Genomic DNA, 17,933 nt, shown 5'->3' with positions numbered 1-17,933 from the left:
GGTCCGTGACACCTCGAACCACGGCCGGTGGCCGGCTGCGCACCGCCGACGTCGCCCGCGAGTCCGGCTACTCGCCGCAGCAGGTCCGGGACCTGGAACGCCTGGGCGTCATCCCGCCCGCGGTCCGCGAGGCCAACGGGTACCGCGCCTACACCGGCAGGCACGTCCGGGCACTGCGTGCGTACCGGGGCCTGGCGAGCGCGGCGGGCCCGGTCGAGGCGCGGCGCCTGCTCGCGGAGGTGGCGGACCTCGCCGGTGCCGCCGCCGCGGTCGGCGCCGTCCACGTCCGCCTGGCGCAGGAGCGGGACGAGGTGCTCCGTGCGCGGGCGGCGCTCGACGCCATCGAGGGCGAGCTGCCCGCGCACGGCGAGCTCGACGACGCCGATGTCATGACCATCACCCAGCTCGCCGCGGCCCTCGGCGTGCGCGCGTCCACGCTCCGGTTCTGGGAGCAGGAGGGCCTCGCCGTCCCGCAGCGGGTGACGAGCCTCCGCGCCCGCCAGTACGGCCCCGCCGCCGTCCGCGAGGCGCGCGTCGTGGCCGCGCTGCGCGCCGGTGGCTACGGCATCCCGGCGGTGCGGGACGTCGTCGCGTCGCTGCGGGGGCACGCCGGCATCGCCGAGACCAGGCAGATCCTGGACCACCGCCTGGACCAGATCGCCACCCGCACGATCGCCCTGCTCCGCGCCGGCGCCGACATCGCGGCGGTCATCGAGGCAGGCTGACGGCGCTACCCCGGACACCCGGCGAACCCCGCCCGGTCAGCGACTCGGGCGGGCCTCAGTCGTCGCTGAGCAGCTTGCCCTGCCGCACCAGGTCCTGGAGGGTGCGCTGCACCTGCTCGACGTCCGGCACGTCGTCCAGCACCATGCCCGGCTGGTCGGTGCCGTCCGAGATCACGAGCGTGCCGCAGCCGAAGAACCGGTCGCTGAGCTGCTTCTCGAACGTGACGTTGTTGATCCGGTAGAGCGGGATGTCGCGGCCCGTCTGCGTCAGGATGCCGGTGCGCAGCGCGACGCGCTGGTTGGTGATGATGTACCGGGTGGTACGCCAGCGCAGGAACGGCCCTGCGGCCGCGACCAGGCCGAGGAGCACGAGCACCGCGGTCGCGAACCACAGCACGATCGGGTCCACCGGCAGGGGCAGCACCCACAGGGCCACCAGGACGACGACCAGCACCAGCAGCAGCAGGACCGGCTTGACGATCTTCTTGGGGTGGGTGCGGAGCTGCATCACGATGGTCTCGCCGTCGGCGAGGTGCTCTTCCCTCATTCCGCGAATACTGCCCTACTGCGCGAACCGGATCTACTGTGCGGCCAGGTTCCATCCCTCGATCGTGCGGAGGTCGTGCCCGTATCCGAGGAGGCACACGGCGGCCGTGCCGAGCTCGAACCGGGCGCCCAGCCGCGGGTCCACCCCGAGCCAGACGGTGGCGAGCACCCGCAGCAGATGGCCGTGCGCGACGAGCAGCACGTCGCCCCCGGCCCCGAGCGTCTCCTCCGCGCGGGCGACCACCCGGGCTACCCGGGCGGCGACCTGCTCCAGCGTCTCGCCCGGCCGTCCGTCTCCGTGCTCGGGCGAGGGCGGCAGCACGCGCACGCCGTCCTCGAAGATCTGGAACTCGCGGCCCAGCTCCTCGGACACGTCGCGGGAGGTGCGGCCGTCCACGGGCCCGTAGTCCCACTCGGCGAGGTCCTCGTCGACGACGGCGTCCGGGTGCCCGGCGAGCTCCGCCGTCCGCCGGGCGCGGGTCAGCGGCGAGGTGCGGACGGCGGCGAACTCGTAGCGGGCCAGCGTGGTCCCCGCCGACCGTGCCTGCTCCTCGCCGGCCTCGGTGAGCGGGATGTCGGTGCGTCCGGTGTGCTGTCCGCTCCGGCTCCACTCCGTCTCGCCGTGCCGGAGCAGCACGAGCTGGGGATCGCGCGGGGGAGTCAGGGGCTGGGGCTGGTTCGGCGGCTGGTGCGGCATGGGACGAGCATCCAGCGTCCGGCGGGCGCGCGCACCCCTGCACGCCGTCCCACCTGCGGATACCTGAGGCAAATTACTGGTTTGCCCTTTTCTGTGAGGTGGTCGCACGACATCCTGGGGTCATGCCTGAGTTCGACGACGGTCAGACCGCGACCGCACTGCCCAGCACCGCCGCACGCAGCACCGGGACCGGGACACCGGGCGCCACCGACGTCGTCGTCGAGACCGACGTGCTGGTCGTGGGTTCCGGCCCGGCGGGCGCGTCGGCGGCCCTGTTCCTGTCCAGCCTCGGGGTCGGCACCATCATGATCACCAAGTACCGCTGGACGGCGAACACGCCCCGTGCGCACATCACCAACCAGCGCACGATGGAGATCTTCCGCGACCTGGGCATCGAGGACCAGGTGCTCGCGGACGCCACGCCGCACGAGCTCGTCGGCGACACGGTGTTCTGCACGACGATCGCGGGCGAGGAGATCGGCCGCATCCTCACCTGGGAGACGCACCCGGCCCGCGAGGCGGACGCACGCCTCGCGTCGCCGTCGCTCACCGTCGACATCCCGCAGACCTATCTCGAGCCGATCCTGGTGAAGAACGCCGCCCAGCGGGGTGCGCAGACGCGGTTCTCCACGGAGTACCTGGGCCACACGCAGGACGACGACGGCGTCAGCACCCGCGTGCTCGACCGTCTCACCGGCACCGAGTACACGATCCGCTCGAAGTACCTGATCGGCGGCGACGGCGCCCGTTCCCAGGTGGCCGCGGACATCGACCTGCCCATGGAGGGCGCGATGGACATCGCCGGCTCCATGAACATCACCTTCAAGGCCGACCTGACGCACCTCGTGGGCCACCGCCCGTCGGTCCTGTACTGGGTGCTCCAGCCGGGCTCCGACGTCGGCGGCATCGGCGCGGGTCTGGTCCGCATGGTGCGGCCGTGGAACGAGTGGCTCATCGTGTGGGGCTACGACATCGCGGGCGACCCGCCGCAGCTCGACGACGCGGCGGCCACCGAGATCGTGCGTCAGCTCGTGGGCGTGGAGGACCTCGACGTCGAGATCACCGGCTACTCGCTGTGGGGCAACAACCAGATGTACGCCACCCGCCTCCAGAAGGGCCGGGTCTTCTGCGCGGGCGACGCCGTGCACCGGCACCCGCCGAGCAACGGGCTGGGCTCCAACACGTCGGTCCAGGACTCCTACAACCTGGCGTGGAAGATCGCCGCGGTGCTGAACGGCCATGCCGCGCCGTCGCTGCTGGACACGTACTCGACCGAGCGTGCCCCGGTCGCGGAGCAGATCGTGCTGCGCGCCAACAAGTCGGGCGGCGAGTTCCGGTTCATGGAGGTGCTCGGGGTCCTGGACGCGGAGACGCCGGAGGCCATGCAGGCCGCGATCGACGAGCGCAAGGCGAACACGCCGGCCGGTGCGGCCAAGCGGGCGGCGCTCGTGGAGGCCATGGACCTCAAGCACTACGAGTTCAACGCGCACGGCGTGGAGATGGGCCAGTTCTACGAGTCGGCCGCGATCGTCCCCGACGGTTCTCCCCAGCCTGGGGACGAGCGCGACCCCGAGCTCTACTACCAGCAGTCCACGGTGCCCGGCGCGCGGTTCCCGCACGTCTGGGTGGCCGACGTGGACGGGCACAAGCGCTCGACGCACGACCTGGTCCCGTACGGGCGGTTCACGCTCGTGACCGGCATCGCGGGCGAGGCCTGGGCCGACGCCGCGGCGAAGGTCGCCGCCGAGCTCGGCGTGCCGCTGGCGGCGGTGGTCATCGGACCGGGGCGCGAGGTGATCGACACCTACTACGACTGGGCACGGATCCGCGGGGTCGAGGAGTCGGGCGCCGTCCTGGTCCGGCCCGACACGCACGTCGCGTGGCGGGCGCAGACCCTGGCCGACGACCCGGCGGGCGCGCTGGGCGACGCCCTTCGCTCGGTCCTCGGCAGGGGGCGGCACGATGACTGAGCCGCACGCCGCAGGGGCCGCCGGGCACCCGGCCGAGCCCGTCGACGCCGAGCAGGCCGCCCGCGAGCAGGAGCTCGTCGACCGGGTCGCGGCGTCGTTCGCGGGCGCGGACGACGAGCGCCTGGCGACCGTCCTGCAGTCCCTGACCCGGCACCTGCACGCCTTCCTGCGCGAGGTGCGGCTCACCGACGACGAGTGGAACCAGGGCATCGCGTTCCTCACCGCCGCCGGTCACATCACCGACGACAAGCGGCAGGAGTTCATCCTGCTGTCCGACGTGCTTGGCGCCTCCATGCAGACCATCGCCATCAACAACGCGGCCTACGAGAACGCGACGGAGGCCACCGTCTTCGGCCCGTTCTTCGTGGACGACGCCCCGCGCATCGAGAACGGCGGCGACATCGCCGGCGGCGCCACCGGCCAGCCCTGCTGGGTCGAGGGCACCGTCACCGACACCGCGGGCAAGCCGGTCCCGGGCGCGCGCATCGAGGTGTGGGAGGCGGACGAGGACGGGTTCTACGACGTCCAGTACGGCGACGACCGCACCGCGGGCCGCGCCCACCTCTTCACGGACGACGACGGCGGCTACCGCTTCTGGGGTGTCACGCCCACGCCGTACCCGATCCCGCACGACGGTCCGGTGGGTGCGCTGCTGGCGGCGTCCGGCCGCTCCCCGATGCGCGCCGCGCACCTGCACTTCATGGTGACGGCGCCCGGGCTGCGCACGCTGGTGACCCACATCTTCGTGCGCGGCGACGAGCTGCTCGCCTCGGACTCGGTGTTCGGCGTCAAGGACTCGCTCGTCATGGACTTCGACGAGCAGCCCGCCGGCACGCCGACACCGGACGGCCGCGCGGTCGACGGCACCTGGGCACGCACGCGCTTCGACGTCGTGCTCGCTCCGGGCGGCTGACCGGGGCCGGCGTGCACGGGGCGGTGAGCCGGGCCCGCCCGCCGCGTGCTGACGCGGTGGTGAGGTCGATGTCACAGCCACTTCGGTCGACGGCGAGACGCGGTACCGCCGAAAATGGTAGACCCGCACATCAGCGGTGAACCACGTGCAGCGCTACGCCTGGCTGCACCGGAGGAGGACCATGACGGACGCCGACGACGCTCAGTACCACTCCATCGCCAACCCGCGCCGGACCACGCTCCTGCACCGGAGCGTCCTCGACGCGTTCTCGCCGCAACGCGAGGAACGCGATGCTTCCGAGGAGACGTCCGCGGGCTGACCGCGTAACGCCCTTCCCCGCTTCGCCGAGACCGGACGCCTGCGTCCCCGGTCACCTGCTCCGTGCAGCTGACCCGGGACGTGGGCGTGCTGTCGTTCTCGGATCGTCCGCCAGGCGAGACGGTTCCAAAGTTCACCCCCTCGGTCCCGTGCGCCGGCCGGCCCCGGTGAACGGGCTGGTACGACCCCACAACGCGGGGTTCCCGGGTGTGACAGGCATCACTCGTGTTACATGGCTGAAACATTTCCGCTAGGCTGTATGCGGCTTCATCTTCCACAATTCGGTACGGCAGTGTGCCGGAGCACGACCAGTCACGTGCGGCGAAAACTGAGCGGGGAATCCAGGGATGATCAACGAATCGATTCGACACTTCACGGACGGACGCGTACCCGACGCGGGGATCGCGCACCTCTTCAGCGTCGAGAACCGATTCCAGGCGCGCCTCGACGTCGAGGCCGCGCTCGCTCTGGCCGAGGCGGAGGCCGGCCTGATCCCGGAGCCGGCGGGGGAGGCGATCGCGCAGCACGCCCAGATCGACAAGCTCGACCTCGATCGCGTCGCGGCCGAGACGGCGTCGGCCAGCCACCCCCTGATGCCGCTCATCGAGGAGTTCGCCCGGGTGGTCGGCCGGCAGCACGGCGGCTGGGTGCACTGGGGTGCCACCACGCAGAACATCACGCAGACCGCCGACGTCCTCGTCCTGCGTGACGCGCACCGCGCCATCAAGGACCTGCTCGCCAAGGTGCTGCGTGGCATGTCGAAGCAGGCGGAGGCGTCCGCGGCCGTGCCGATGGCGGGCCGCACGCACAGCCAGCACGCGGTGCCGGTCACGTTCGGCTTCAAGGTGGCCGTCTGGATCGACGAGCTCACCGCGCACACCGACCGCCTGGAGCGCCTGGAGGACAGGCTGTTCCGGGTGCTCATGGGCGGTGCGGTCGGCACGTTCGCGTCGTTCGGCCCCGCCGGGCGCGAGGTCGAGCGCCGGGTCGCGAACCACCTCGGGCTGGGCACCATGCCCGTGCCGTCGCGGGCGATCAACGACGGCATCGTCGAGCTCGTGCTGACGCTCGCCCAGGTCGCGGGCACGGCCGGCAAGATCGGCAAGGACATCTACTCGATGATGCAGCCGGAGTTCGGCGAGGCGTTCGAGCCCATCCCCGAGGGAACCGTCGGCAGCTCGACCATGCCGCACAAGCGCAACCCGCAGCTCGCCCTCGACCTGCTGTCCATGAGTGCCCAGCTCCGCGCCCTTGCCGCGCCCGCACTGGAGTCCATGCAGCACGACCACGAGGCCAACGGCGGCATGACAGATCTCCTGGAGGAGACCGTCGCGCGCGCCACCGTCCTGGCCGGCGACATCCTGACCCGTCTCGACGTCATCCTCGACGGGCTGGAGCTCGACGAGCAGCGCATGCGCGCCAACCTCGCCCTGAGCGAGGGCCTGATCGGCTCGGAGTCGCTCATGATGGAGCTGGGGGAGCGCATCGGCCGGCAGAAGGCGCACGAGGTCGTGTACGAGGTGGCGCAGGAGTCCGCCGTCGGCGACGCTCCGTTCCTGGACCTGCTGGTGCGCAACGCGACGGTCAGCGCCTACTTCGACCGCGCCGAGATCAGCCGCCTGATCGATCCCCGCGCCTACCTCGGCGAGAGCGTCACGATCGCCCACGAGATGGCACAGCACGCCCGCGCGGTCGCCGACCGGCTGGAGTTCAGCGCCCGCACGGCCAAGCCCGTCCCGCTCTTCGTCCGCGAGACGGAGCCCGACACCACGACCTCCAGCCAGGACCGCGTGCTCGTAGGGCTCTAGAGCGCTGAGTGCCGGGTATCTGCCCTCCTTGGTGGATCACGAGGGCGCATACCCGGCACTCGACGAGGCCGGGTAGGTCAGAACAGGGTCAGGGACTCCCAGGTGCGGCCCGTCGTGCCGACCGGGGTCGGGGCCGGTGCCGCCGGCGCCTCGGCCGGCTCCGCGGGAACGCTCCCGCCGCGCAGCTCGGCGTCGGGGATCATCCCGCCGTCCGGCACGAGCATCTCGCCGACGCCGCCCCGCCCGGCCGCCCACTCCTCGGCAGCGAAGCCGGCGAGCTGGTCGACCCGCTCGTTGTAAGGGTTGCCGACGTGGCCCCGCACCCAGTGGAACCGGACCGGTCCGGTGCGCTCCGAGACGGCGCGGTCGACGTCACGCACCAGCTCCACGTTGGGGACCGGGTCGCCGGACGGGGAGCGCCAGCCGTTGCGCTTCCATCCCTCGGACCACTCGGACACCGACCGGACGGCGTACTGCGAGCTCGACTCCACCAGGAGGGGCTCGTCGCCGGGGTGCGCCTCGATCGCGCGCAGCAGGGCCGAGAGCGCCGCGACCTGGTCGTTGCCCCGGGCAGCGCCGCCCGAGTCGAACTGACCGCCCGCGTGGTTGATCCATGCCCATCCGATCGCGCCGCCGGGCGCGGCCGACCCGTGCGTGCTGACGATGATCACGGCGTCCATTGTGCATCCTTCCGCCCGCAACCCGTGCGGGCGCCCAGGGCGTGGCGGCGCGGGTACCGGATGTCGGTGTCCCCGTCCGAGAGTTCGGGACGGCGAACCCGTCACCCCGGAGCCACGAAACCCATGGCCGCCGTTTCCTGGGCATGATGACGACGTGCCCCACGCCTCGCCCCAACCGCCCCGCCGCCCGTCCGGCAGCATGCCGACGCCCGCCGAGCGCGCGCAGGAGCAGCACCCCTCCCGGCCCCGCACCCGCGCGGACATCCGTCGGTGGCGCCGTCTGCTCGCCGACGAGCGGGCCGAGGCTGCCGTCTACCGGGACCTGGCCGGGCGCCGCACGGGTGAGGAGCGGGAGATCCTGCTCGCCCTCGCGCGGGCGGAGAAGCGGCACGAGTCGCACTGGCTCGACCTCCTGGGCCCGGACGTCGGCGCGCCGGTGCGGGGCGACCTGCGCACGCGTGCGCTCGGCTTCCTCGCCCGGCGGTTCGGCGGCGTGTTCGTGCTGGCGCTCGCCCAGCGGGCCGAGGCCCGCTCGTCCTACGCGCACGACGCCGACGCCACCGTGACGATGGCGGCCGACGAGCAGATCCACGAGGAGGTGGTGCGCGCCCTGGCCACCCGCGGTCGCAACCGGCTGTCCGGCACGTTCCGCGCGGCGGTGTTCGGCGCCAACGACGGCCTCGTGTCCAACCTCGCTCTCGTGCTGGGCATCGGCGCCTCCGGGGTGGCGACGAGCACCGTGCTGCTGTCGGGTCTGGCCGGTCTCCTGGCGGGTGCGCTCTCGATGGGCGCCGGCGAGTTCATCTCGGTGCGCTCACAGCGCGAGCTGCTGGAGGCGTCGTCGCCGTCGCCCGACGCCGCGGCCGCGCTGCCGCACCTCGACGTCGACGCGAACGAGCTCGCGCTCGTGTACCGGGCGCGGGGCATGACCGTCGACGACGCGACCGCGCACGCCGACGCCGTGCTCGCCCGGCTCGCCGTCACACCCGGCGACCACGGGAGCCCGCTGCTGCACCCGCAGGCGGCCGACGCCGAGCCCGTCGCCGACGGCGACGGCGACGGTGACGACCTGGAGACGCACGGCACGGCGTGGGGCGCGGCGTTCTCGTCCTTCTGCTTCTTCGCGTCGGGCGCGGTGATCCCGGTGCTGCCGTACCTGTTCGGTCTGGGCGGGCTCGCGGCGGTGGTGGTCTCCACGGCCCTCGTGGGGATCGCGCTGCTGGCGACGGGGGCGGTCGTCGGGCTGCTCTCGGGGACGTCGCCGCTCACGCGTGCCCTGCGCCAGATCGCCATCGGTCTCGGCGCGGCGGGTGTCACCTACGTGCTCGGGCTGATCTTCGGGGCCACCGTCGCCTGACTCTTGCTCGACCCGGACAAGTTCACCCATAGTGGTTCTGCGGGTGATCCGCATAGGGGTCGATCCCGTGAGATGCCCGAGATAACGCGCCTCTCCCGACATGTCGCAGTTCCTAAGCACAAAATTCTCGATCCGCAAACCGCAGGTATGCAGTTGCCGATATGCGTGACGCCGCGAAGATTTGATGCGTATACATATCTGCTGGCGGCCCGTCCGGGCCGGAGAGCGGGAGACCGATGTCGAGGGACGCGCTGACAGGCACGGGGGAGCACCTCCGTCGCCTCGTCGCGCGCGCCGCCGGGACGGTCGCACTCGGTGCCGCGGGCCTCGCGCTCGGCGTCACGCTCGCGGCACCGTCCGCCGCCGCCGAGGGCGGGCCTGCCGACTCAGTGGTCCGTGAGGCCACCGACCCCGCCGCCGGCGTCCGCGGCTCCGTCCTCGGCGACACGCTGGACGCGACCGCCCGGCTCGTCACGTCGACCACCGGCCTGCTGGGCCTGACGCCCGCGCCGGACGCCGCGCCCGAGGACGCCGGGACCGTCGAGCCCGGTGACGCCGGGGCCGAGGACGCCGGAGCCGCTGCGCCCGAGGGTGCGGCGGGTGAGCCGGCCGCGGCCGGCGGGCAGGCGACGCAGCCTGCACCGGAGCCGGCCACCGACCCGTCGTCGACCGGGCAGAGCACGGCGGGGACGGGTGCCGCCGCCGAGCAGCCCGCGGGGTCCGGCACCACGAAGCCCGCGCCGTCGGAGACGGACGCGCCCGGCACCGCCGCTCCTGAGCCGACGGACCCGGTCACGGAGACCGTCGAGGGCGCGGTGGCCGCGGTCTCCGAGGGTGTGCTGACGCCGGCGACGGAGCCGGTGCGCAGCGGGGTGACGGCGCCCCTGGGCGAGATCGTCACCTCGATCGTGGAGGAGCCCGTCACCCGCACCGCCGACGTCGTCGAGCAGGTCTCCGACCCGGTGCTGCGGCCCGTGACCGAGCAGGTCGGCACGATCCTGACCCCGGTGACCGAGCCCCTCGGCGAGCAGCTCGCTCCGGTGACGGGCGTCGTCGGGCAGATCGTCTCGCCGCTGGCGCCCGTGCTGAGCACGGTGACCGAGCCGCTGGCACCCGTGACCGACGGCCTCCTGTCCCCCGTGGCCGGGCTGCTCTCCCCGGTGACCGACGTCGTGGGCGGCGTGACCGGCCCCGTCCTGGGGGCGCTCGATCCCGTGACCGCGCCGATCACCGACGCGCTCGCCCCGGTGCTGACGCCCGTGGTCCAGGTCGTCGCCCCGGTCGGCGAGGTTCTCGAGCCGGTCGTCGAACCGCTCGACCCGATCGTGGCGCCCCTCGCTCCACTGCCCGAGGTGCTCGTGCCGGAGCTTCCGGCCGTTCCCGCGGCGCCGACCCTTCCGGCGACCGTGGTTCCTGCCGAGCTGATCGTGGAGCCCACCGAGCCGGCGTACCCGGGGTCGCTGCAGGCCTCCGGGGACGCCGCGGGTGTCGTGGTCCGGACCCCGGCAGGGGTCCAGGACGCGATGCTCGCGCCGACGGCGGCGACCGCTGCCGGCGATACCGCCGCGACGGACACCGTGAGCGTGCACGACGTCCTGACCGGGTCCGCCGCGGGCGGCCCGGGTGCGGGCCTGCCGCTCGGGGCCGGCGGAGCGGGCGCAGCGCTCGCCGCCGGCTCCGGTGGCCTCGCGAGCGGCGGCGCGTCGCAGCTCAAGCCGCTGGGCGGCGAGCCCCTGGCGATGCTCGCGGCCCTCCTGGTCTTCCGGGCCCGGGCCTGGCGCGTCTCGGTGGACGAGTCGCGCGCCAAGCTGTCCAGCAGCTACACGGACATCCCTGTCTCTCCTGCCTGACCTGGGTGGACCGCGCCGACGCGTGCGGTACCACCCGACGGCGGCTCTGCCGTCGGTTCCAGGACAGGCAAGGAGAGACCCCCATGGACACATTCATCCGACGCGCCCTGTGCACGGCACTCGTCGCGGGCGGCCTCGTCGTCGTCGGCGCGTCCGCCGCGTACGCCGCGGCCGGCGAGCGGCCGGACCCGGCGCGCCCCGAGACGGTAGCCGCTGCGGAGGCGCACGCCGGCGGCACGGATGCTGCTGGTGCGGACGCTGCTGCTGGTGCGGACGCTGCTGGTGCGGCCGTCGTGAGCCTCGATGACGCGGCCGGCGGTGCGACGCAGGGAGACGGGCAGCGCGGGGTCGTGGGCGGGCTCGTGGAGAACCTCGTGGGACGCGAGGGTGTCGTCGGGTCGCTCGTCGAGGGCGATGTCGCCGGTGTCGTCGAGGGCGCGCTGGGGGAGGGCGGCCTGGTCGACGATCTGCTGACGGGCGTGCCGTCGCCGGGCGCCGAGGAGCCGGGCGAGGAGCCTGGAACTGAGGAGCCTGGAACTGAGGGGCCTGGAACTGAGGAGCCTGGAACTGAGGGGCCTGGAACTGAGGAGCCTGGAACGGAGGAGCCCGGAACGGAGGAGCCCGGAACAGGCTGGCCGGGAGTCGGGGAGCCGGGAACCGGCCCGGGTACCGAGGAACCTGGGACGGAAGAACCCGGCACCGAGGAGCCCGGCACCGAGCACCCGGGCGGCCACGGTCCGGGAACTGGACGGCCCGGGGAGGGCGAGGGCGAGGGCGACCACGCGCCGGGATCCCCTGGCAGCAGCACGGACCGTCCCGGCAGCGACCGTCCGGACACCGACCGTCCCGACGACCGCCCGGGGACGCACGGCGTCGACCCGGCCGCCGGGAACCCCGGCGAGGTGGAGCTCACGACGGTGCTTCCCGTGGAGCCCGGGCACGGCATGACCAGCCCGAGCGCACCGGTGGCCGCTGACAGCACGATGCCCGCCGTGACCCCGGTGGCCGTGCCCGTCGCAGCTCGTGAGCTGCCCGAGGGCAGCGTCGACCTGCGCTGGGGCGACGGGCGGCCGGCCCGTGACTCCCGGTCGTACGACACGAACATCCTGCCGGGCGGTCTGACCGGCGGGTTCCTGGGCACGACGGTCGAACCGGTGCCCGAGGCCGAGCCGGAGCCCGAGAACGAGGCGGAGCCGGTGCGTGTGCCCGGTGACACGACCGTTCGGACGGGCCACATGTTTACGGGGCAGCTCTCGCTGATCTCGCTCCTGCTGGGGCTGGGGATCGCGGTGCTCCGCACACGTCGCCGTTGAGGTGTGGTCACTGACCACACCATGACGGACGACAACGATCCGGGCCCGGCCCCCGGTCATGAGGCACCACGGTGACTCGCGACCGAGGACCGACCCAGGCCCGGGTCGGCAGGTTCGTAGGGTCGGGGCGCCGCTGGGGGGCGCCCCGGTCCGCGGACCGGAACTGAACGGAGCGGGAGCTCAGGTCATCGGGGGGTGGCCTGGGCTCCCGCTCCGCTGTTCGCGTGCTGTCCACCCGCTCGCGGGCGTCGGAGGAGGCGCACGTCACACGGACGGCCCCGGCCACTCCCGCGACCGGGGCCTACGATCGGAGCACTATGCGCCACCTGCTCGCCGACACCACGCCCCTGAAGGTGTCGGCGGACTACCGGCGGCTCTGGGTGGGCCTGTCGATCTCGAACATCGGCACGCAGGTGACCATCGTCGCGGTGGGCCTGCAGATCTACGCGCTGACCGGTTCCACGCTCGCCGTCGGCGTGCTGGGCCTCTTCTCGCTGGTCCCGCTCGTGGCCCTCGGCTTGTACGGCGGCGCGCTCGTGGACCACTACGACCGCCGCAAGGTGTCGCTCGTGTCCTCGCTCGTGCTGTGGGTCGTCGTGGCCGGCATCGCAGCGCAGGCCTGGCTGCGCCTGGAGTCGGTCCCGCTGCTCTACGCGCTGGTCGCGGTGCAGAGCGCGGCCTTCGCGATCAACAACCCGGCCCGGTCGGCGATCATCCCGCGGCTGCTCCCCAAGGAGCTCATGCCGGCGGCCAACGCACTGGCCACCCTCTCGATGAACGTCGCGCTGACCGGCGGCCCGCTGATCGGTGCCCTCCTCGTGGCCCGGCTCGGGTATGCCTGGGCGTACACGCTGGACATGGTGCTGTTCCTCGCCGCCCTGTGGGCCGTGTTCCGGCTTCCGCCGGTGCTCCCCGAGGGGGCGGCGGGCGGTGGACCCGGACGTGCCCGGGTGGGCGCCGTCGGGCTGCGCTCCGTCCTGGACGGCCTGCGGTATCTCGCGACCCAGCCGAACGTGCGCGCCACGTTCCTCGTCGACATCTGCGCGATGGTGCTCGCCTTCCCGCGCGTGCTGTGGCCCGCGGCGGGCGTGATCTACCTGGGCGGCGGCGAGTCGACCACCGGTGTGCTCGCCGCGGCCTTCGCCGTCGGCGGCGTGCTCGCGAGCGTCTTCTCCGGCGGGCTGACCCGCATGCGCAAGCAGGGGCAGGTGATCGTCTGGGCCATCACCGCGTGGGGACTGTCGATCGCGGCCTTCGGGCTGGTGCTCGTCCTGGTGGGCAGGGACTCGCCGGACGGGGCGATCGTCTGGGCGGTGGTCGCGGCCGGGATTGCGCTCGCGTTCGCGGGCGGGTCGGACAGCATCTCGTCGGTGTTCCGGCAGAGCATCCTGCAGACCGCCACGCCCGACCACATGCGCGGCCGGCTCCAGGGCGTGTTCATCGTGGTCGTGGCCGGTGGCCCGCGACTGGGCGAGATGGTGCTCGGCGCGGAGGCCACGTGGTTCGGCGAGGGCTGGGCGGCCGTCGTCGGTGGCCTGACGTGCGTCGTGCTGCTCTGGCTGATCGTCCGGCTGACGCCACGCTTCTGGCGGTACGACGCCCGCCACCCGGAACCCTGACCCGAGGTGCCGGACGCCGCGGTGCGACCCGGGCGTCCGGCATGTCGGGACCCGGTCAGTTGGCCGACGACGAGTTCCCGTCGGCCTTCGCGGCCAGGCTGGTGACGAGCTGGTTGATGTCCACGCCCGTGAGCTGCTTGATGACGCCCTGCCCCTCGCCGAGCACCGACGCCACGTTCTTGGTGACGGCGGAGGCGCCGTCCGTCGAGACCACCGTCATGCCCTGGATCGCGCTGATGGGCTCGGCGGCGGCACGGACGATCTCGGGCAGCCGCTCGATGAGCTCCTGCGTCAGGGCCGCCTCGCCGTACTTGCGCAGGGCCTCGGCCTTGGCGTCCGTGGCGGCGGCCTCGGCCAGACCCTCGGCCTCGACGGCGGCGGCGCGGGCACGGCCCTCGGCCTCGATGCCCGCGGCGAGCGCGACCTGCCGGTCCCGCTCCGCCTCACCGGCGCGACGCACGGCCTCGGCGGCGGCCTCGGCGTCCTGCAGCGCGGCGGTCTTGTTCGCCTGCGCGATCGTGGTGCGCTTGAAGGCCTCGGCCTCGGTGGCCGCGTTGTCGGCGTCGCGGCGTGCGTTGGCCCCCTGGACCTCGGCGTAGGCCCGCGCCTCGGCCGGCTTGCGCACCTCGATGTCGAGCCGCTCCTGCTCCACGCGGGCCTTCTCGGCCATCGCCTCGCGCTCCTGCTGCGCCACCAGGCGGTCCTGCTCGGCGCGGGCGAGCTGGCCGGCCGCCTCCGCCTCGGCGTTCGCCCGGTCCGTCTCGGCCTTGATGGTGGCCTTCTTGAGGTCGAGCGCCTTCTGCCGCTCGGCGATCTGCTCGGCGGCATCGATCACCGCGAACTCGGAGGCACGCTTGGCCTCGGCCTCCGACACCTCGGCGAGCTGCCGCGCGTTGGCGGCCTCGGCCCGGCCGAGGTTCGCCAGGTAGTCCGAGCCGGGCGTCGAGATGTCCGAGATGTTGAGCAGGTCGACCTGCAGGCCCTGCTCCGACAGGTCCGTCTTGGTGGACTGCACCACGCGGTCGGACAGGCCCTTGCGGTCCGAGATGATCTGCTCGATCGTCATGTCACCGACGATGGAGCGCAGCGAACCCTCCAGCGACTCCTTGATGATCTCGGTCAGCAGGTGCTGCTGGGACAGGAAGCGCTGCGCGGCGCGCCGCACGCCCTCCTCGTCGCCGCGGACCTTGAAGTTGATCGAGGCCTTGATCGCGATCTTGATGCGGTTCTTGTCCACGCCCTCGACCGTGATGCCGATCTGGCGCTGCTCCAGCGAGATGGCGAAACCCTGCTGCAGCACGGGCCACACGAACGCCCGGCCGCCGACGACGACACGCTGGCTCGCGGTCTGCGCCTCGGACTTCCCGGCGCCGCGGCCCACCACGATGAGCGCCTCGTTGGGCGGCACCCTGCGGATGCGGCTCGCGACGAACGCGAGGATGAGGAAGACGGCGAGGACGGCCGCCGCGACGGCGACGATCCCGATGAGTTGACCGGTCATATCGGCTCCTGGGGTGGGGTGAACCGACCGGGCCGACGAGCGGTCCCGGCCGGCGGTGAACAGAGGTGGGGACCGCGACGACGCGCGCTCAGCGCGGTACGGGCTCGACCTTGACGCGTGCGCCGTGCTGCTCGACGACGACGACCCGGGTGCCCTGCGGGATCGGTTCGTCGGAGAACGCGAGCCGGGTCTCCAGCTCCGTGGCGGCATCGAGGGAGACCTCGCCGTGTCCGCGGTCGACGTCGGAGGTCACGCTGCCGTGCGTGCCGACCAGGGAGACCGGGGTGCCGTCCTCGCCGGCCTTGAGCCGCTTGATCAGCACGTTGACGAGGATGATCACGAGGACGGCGACCACCAGGCCTGCCGGGTAGGCGACCCAGGCGGGCAGCCCGGAGGACAGGATCACCGTGCCGGTCGCGCCGAAGAGCAGGGCACCTGACCCGAGCGACGTGCCGGAGACGGCACCGTCGGCCAGGTCGAAGAAGTCACCGAGCAGCAGAGACGTGAGTGCGAGCGCGAGTCCCAGCAAGCCGATGACGATGAAGACGAGCATGCGCGTCCGTTCCTGAAGTTTCTGGAAGTTGCCTGCAAGTTATCAGGAACTCGTATGCCACCTGCTGAACAACCGGGTGAACTTCTGTCGTGTCGGGCCTCGCGTGCGAACTACTCCCGTGCAGCCGACTGGCGCCGCAGGGTGCCGCTCGCGGCCAGCGTCAGCAGCGCGGCGAACCACGCGGCGCCGACGGGGACGAGGAACCCTGCGTCGGCCCCGGCGGCGTCCACCCGCAGCCCGGCGAACGACGCGCCGAGCGAGGCGCCGATGCCGATCGAGGTACCCACCCAGGTGAGCGCCTCGGTCAGCTGATGTCTGCCCACCATGTCCTGCACGAGCCCGTTGCCCGTGATGACCGTGGGGGCGATGGCGAGCCCGGCCACGAACATCACGGCGGCCAGCGTCCACAGGGAGTTCGCCAGCAGGAAGAGGGACACGCCTGGTCCGAGCGCCACCATCCCGATGACGAACCGGCGGACGGCCGGGCTGGTGAAGTGCCGGGCCCCGTAGACGAGGCCGGCGACCATCGACCCGAGCGCGAACACCGCGAGCACGACGCCGGAGGCGCCCTTGCTCCCCAGCTCCTCGGCGAACGCGACGGTGACGACCTCCATGGAGCCGAAGATGACGCCCATGGCCACGAAGACGAGGACCAGCACCGGCATGCCCGGGACGAGGACCACGGGGCGGCTGCGCACCTCGGCGCCGGGCGTCACGACGGCCGGTTCGGTGGCGCGCTGCACGACGAAAAGCAGCCCGCCCACGGCCGCCGCGATCCCGGCCACCACCAGGGCGGACGGTGCCGCCACGGCGGTGGCGAGCGTCGTGGCGAGCACCGGTCCGACGATGTAGACCAGCTCGTCGACGGACGACTCCAGCGAGTAGGCGGTGTGCAGGCGGCGCGGGTCGTCGAGCACGCCGTTCCAGCGGGCCCGGACCATGGAGCCGTAGGACCCCTGGCTCCCGCCGGCGATCGCGGCGAAGGGCCAGAGCACCCACTCCGGGGCGCCCAGCACCGCGGCGGTGACGAGGCCGCCCAGCCCCGCGACCGAGACCAGCAGGGCCGGCAGCAGGACGCGCCGCTGACCGTGCCGGTCCACCCAGCGTGCGATCTGCGGGGCGAGGAACGCCTGCGCGAGCCCGAGCACTGCGGCTACTCGACCCGCCATCGCATAGCTGTCGTAGAGCCCCTGCACCATGAGCACGGCGCCGATCCCGACCATCGACATCGGCAGGCGGGCGAGCGCGCCCGCCGTGGAGAACTTCAGCGCGCCGGGCGTGCGGAGCACGGCCAGGTACGGGTTGGTGCGGGGTGTTGCGACGGTCTCGGGCACGGGTCGAGTGTCGCACCGACCACTGACACGGCCCCCGTCTTTTCGGTGCGACCGGCCGCGGGTCCGTGGGACGTGTGCGGTGGCCCCCGGCGGCGCGGAGGCCTCACGATGGTGCCCATGACCGACGAACCGCAGGTGACGGTGACCGACAACCCCGAGGAGTCCCGCTTCGAGCTGACGGTCGACGGGACGCTCGCCGGCTTCGCCGTCTACGAGAACCAGCCGGGCGTCGTCGTGTTCCTGCACACCGAGGTGTTCGAGGAGTACGAGGGGCGGGGCCTGGCGGGTCGGCTCGCGAAGTCTGCGCTGGAGGCCGCGCGTGAGGCCGGCCGCAAGGTCGTGCCGCTGTGCCCGTACATCCGGGCCTACATGCGTCAGCACGCACCGGACTACGACGACCTGCTCCAGGGTCCCCTCGCCTCCTGACCTGGGCCGGCCCCGCCGCCGCATCGTGAAAATAGATTCCACAACTGTGATTGCTCTGCAACTTCACATCCGACGCGACTTGTGCGAGAGTTTCTCCACGGCGTCGCCCGGCGGCATTGTTCATCACTCGTGATCGAGCAGTGCGCCGATCGACGCCGGCCAACGTCGTAGGGGCTCTGCCCTGTCTGGCACGCCCGCACGGTCCCCGGACCGTACGGGTCAGCAATGGGTCCACAACAACAGACACAACAACAGAGCAGCACGGCACAGCCCCCAGCAGACAGCACCGGAGGTCGAGAGCACGTGAGGCACCCTGCCCGCCA

At 72.8% G+C, this 17,933-nt stretch carries 16 protein-coding genes; 10 read left to right on the top strand and 6 right to left on the bottom strand.

Features of this window, described 5'->3' with window-relative positions; all coding sequences use genetic code 11:
• Positions 1-5: 5 nt before the first annotated feature.
• Positions 6-725: a MerR family transcriptional regulator gene (locus ACIG47_RS00375; RefSeq protein WP_397429159.1), complete on the top strand. Its 720-nt coding sequence runs from the start codon at positions 6-8 to the stop codon at positions 723-725.
• 55 nt (positions 726-780) lie between these two features.
• On the opposite strand, the gene ACIG47_RS00370 is transcribed toward ACIG47_RS00375, so the two are convergent.
• Positions 781-1,272, bottom strand: a complete 492-nt coding sequence (locus tag ACIG47_RS00370; protein WP_397411965.1) for a PH domain-containing protein — start codon at positions 1,270-1,272, stop codon at positions 781-783.
• Between the two features lie 33 nt (positions 1,273-1,305).
• On the bottom strand, positions 1,306-1,968 hold the full coding sequence (locus ACIG47_RS00365; RefSeq protein ID WP_397429158.1) for a histidine phosphatase family protein: 663 nt from the start codon (positions 1,966-1,968) through the stop codon (positions 1,306-1,308).
• Positions 1,969-2,090: 122 nt separating this feature from the next.
• Between ACIG47_RS00365 and ACIG47_RS00360 the strand changes: the two genes are divergently transcribed.
• From ACIG47_RS00360 to ACIG47_RS00345, 4 genes are all read left to right on the top strand, one after another.
• Positions 2,091-3,938: an FAD-dependent oxidoreductase gene (locus ACIG47_RS00360; RefSeq protein ID WP_397429157.1), complete on the top strand. Its 1,848-nt coding sequence runs from the start codon at positions 2,091-2,093 to the stop codon at positions 3,936-3,938.
• Positions 3,931-4,851, top strand: coding sequence for an intradiol ring-cleavage dioxygenase (locus ACIG47_RS00355; RefSeq protein ID WP_397429156.1), 921 nt, complete (start codon positions 3,931-3,933; stop codon positions 4,849-4,851). The genes ACIG47_RS00360 and ACIG47_RS00355 overlap by 8 nt, the downstream gene beginning before the upstream one ends.
• Positions 4,852-5,032: 181 nt before the next feature.
• Entirely contained in the window at positions 5,033-5,170 is a 138-nt protein-coding gene (locus tag ACIG47_RS00350; protein WP_397411957.1) for a hypothetical protein, read from the top strand.
• A 346-nt stretch (positions 5,171-5,516) separates the two neighbouring features.
• Positions 5,517-6,977: an adenylosuccinate lyase family protein gene (locus tag ACIG47_RS00345; protein WP_397411955.1), complete on the top strand. Its 1,461-nt coding sequence runs from the start codon at positions 5,517-5,519 to the stop codon at positions 6,975-6,977.
• Between the two features lie 77 nt (positions 6,978-7,054).
• Here the strand turns inward: ACIG47_RS00345 and ACIG47_RS00340 are convergent, their stop codons facing one another.
• Entirely contained in the window at positions 7,055-7,657 is a 603-nt protein-coding gene (locus ACIG47_RS00340) for a ribonuclease H (RefSeq protein WP_397411953.1), read from the bottom strand.
• Between the two features lie 199 nt (positions 7,658-7,856).
• Here ACIG47_RS00340 and ACIG47_RS00335 point away from each other — a divergent pair, with 199 nt between their 5' ends.
• The 4 genes from ACIG47_RS00335 to ACIG47_RS00320 all read left to right on the top strand — a co-directional run bounded on the left by ACIG47_RS00335 (position 7,857) and on the right by ACIG47_RS00320 (position 13,796).
• On the top strand, positions 7,857-9,014 hold the full coding sequence (locus ACIG47_RS00335) for a VIT1/CCC1 family protein (protein WP_397429517.1): 1,158 nt from the start codon (positions 7,857-7,859) through the stop codon (positions 9,012-9,014).
• 236 nt (positions 9,015-9,250) lie between these two features.
• A complete protein-coding gene (locus tag ACIG47_RS00330; protein ID WP_397429155.1) occupies positions 9,251-10,864 on the top strand; it encodes a hypothetical protein in 1,614 nt (537 codons plus the stop codon).
• 83 nt (positions 10,865-10,947) lie between these two features.
• Positions 10,948-12,177: a hypothetical protein gene (locus ACIG47_RS00325; protein ID WP_397429154.1), complete on the top strand. Its 1,230-nt coding sequence runs from the start codon at positions 10,948-10,950 to the stop codon at positions 12,175-12,177.
• Positions 12,178-12,494: 317 nt separating this feature from the next.
• Positions 12,495-13,796, top strand: coding sequence for an MFS transporter (locus tag ACIG47_RS00320; protein WP_397411947.1), 1,302 nt, complete (start codon positions 12,495-12,497; stop codon positions 13,794-13,796).
• A gap of 55 nt (positions 13,797-13,851) precedes the next feature.
• Here ACIG47_RS00320 and ACIG47_RS00315 read toward each other — a convergent pair whose 3' ends face one another.
• From ACIG47_RS00315 to ACIG47_RS00305, 3 genes are all read right to left on the bottom strand, one after another.
• A complete protein-coding gene (locus ACIG47_RS00315; RefSeq protein ID WP_397429153.1) occupies positions 13,852-15,297 on the bottom strand; it encodes a flotillin family protein in 1,446 nt (481 codons plus the stop codon).
• A gap of 88 nt (positions 15,298-15,385) precedes the next feature.
• The gene (locus ACIG47_RS00310; protein ID WP_397429152.1) at positions 15,386-15,850 is read right to left on the bottom strand and encodes an NfeD family protein; all 465 of its coding nucleotides are present in this window, start codon (positions 15,848-15,850) and stop codon (positions 15,386-15,388) included.
• Between the two features lie 110 nt (positions 15,851-15,960).
• Positions 15,961-17,184 (bottom strand): MFS transporter, encoded by a 1,224-nt coding sequence (locus ACIG47_RS00305; RefSeq protein ID WP_397429151.1) that lies wholly within the window; start codon positions 17,182-17,184, stop codon positions 15,961-15,963.
• 117 nt (positions 17,185-17,301) lie between these two features.
• On the opposite strand from ACIG47_RS00305, the gene ACIG47_RS00300 reads away from it, so the two are divergent.
• Positions 17,302-17,610: a GNAT family N-acetyltransferase gene (locus tag ACIG47_RS00300; protein WP_397429150.1), complete on the top strand. Its 309-nt coding sequence runs from the start codon at positions 17,302-17,304 to the stop codon at positions 17,608-17,610.
• The last annotated feature ends 323 nt before the right edge of the window (positions 17,611-17,933 follow it).

The sequence above is a fragment of the Promicromonospora sp. NPDC052451 genome (assembly GCF_044547525.1).
GTDB lineage: Bacteria > Actinomycetota > Actinomycetes > Actinomycetales > Cellulomonadaceae > Promicromonospora.
Note: the sequence above shows the minus strand (reverse complement) of the source record. Positions and strands in the feature narration are given on the sequence as shown.

Excerpts from the sequence above, each read along its gene's own strand:
- ACIG47_RS00360 (WP_397429157.1), top strand. The coding sequence starts at position 2,091 with ATGCCTGAGTTCGACGACGGTCAGACCGCGACCGCACTGCCCAGCACC.
- ACIG47_RS00355 (WP_397429156.1), top strand. The coding sequence starts at position 3,931 with ATGACTGAGCCGCACGCCGCAGGGGCCGCCGGGCACCCGGCCGAGCCC.
- ACIG47_RS00340 (WP_397411953.1), bottom strand. The coding sequence starts at position 7,657 with ATGGACGCCGTGATCATCGTCAGCACGCACGGGTCGGCCGCGCCCGGC.
- ACIG47_RS00315 (WP_397429153.1), bottom strand. The coding sequence starts at position 15,297 with ATGACCGGTCAACTCATCGGGATCGTCGCCGTCGCGGCGGCCGTCCTC.
- ACIG47_RS00320 (WP_397411947.1), top strand. The coding sequence starts at position 12,495 with ATGCGCCACCTGCTCGCCGACACCACGCCCCTGAAGGTGTCGGCGGAC.
- ACIG47_RS00345 (WP_397411955.1), top strand. The coding sequence starts at position 5,517 with ATGATCAACGAATCGATTCGACACTTCACGGACGGACGCGTACCCGAC.
- ACIG47_RS00370 (WP_397411965.1), bottom strand. The coding sequence starts at position 1,272 with ATGAGGGAAGAGCACCTCGCCGACGGCGAGACCATCGTGATGCAGCTC.
- ACIG47_RS00365 (WP_397429158.1), bottom strand. The coding sequence starts at position 1,968 with ATGCCGCACCAGCCGCCGAACCAGCCCCAGCCCCTGACTCCCCCGCGC.
- ACIG47_RS00300 (WP_397429150.1), top strand. The coding sequence starts at position 17,302 with ATGACCGACGAACCGCAGGTGACGGTGACCGACAACCCCGAGGAGTCC.
- ACIG47_RS00330 (WP_397429155.1), top strand. The coding sequence starts at position 9,251 with ATGTCGAGGGACGCGCTGACAGGCACGGGGGAGCACCTCCGTCGCCTC.
- ACIG47_RS00310 (WP_397429152.1), bottom strand. The coding sequence starts at position 15,850 with ATGCTCGTCTTCATCGTCATCGGCTTGCTGGGACTCGCGCTCGCACTC.
- ACIG47_RS00325 (WP_397429154.1), top strand. The coding sequence starts at position 10,948 with ATGGACACATTCATCCGACGCGCCCTGTGCACGGCACTCGTCGCGGGC.
- ACIG47_RS00335 (WP_397429517.1), top strand. The coding sequence starts at position 7,857 with ATGCCGACGCCCGCCGAGCGCGCGCAGGAGCAGCACCCCTCCCGGCCC.
- ACIG47_RS00350 (WP_397411957.1), top strand. The coding sequence starts at position 5,033 with ATGACGGACGCCGACGACGCTCAGTACCACTCCATCGCCAACCCGCGC.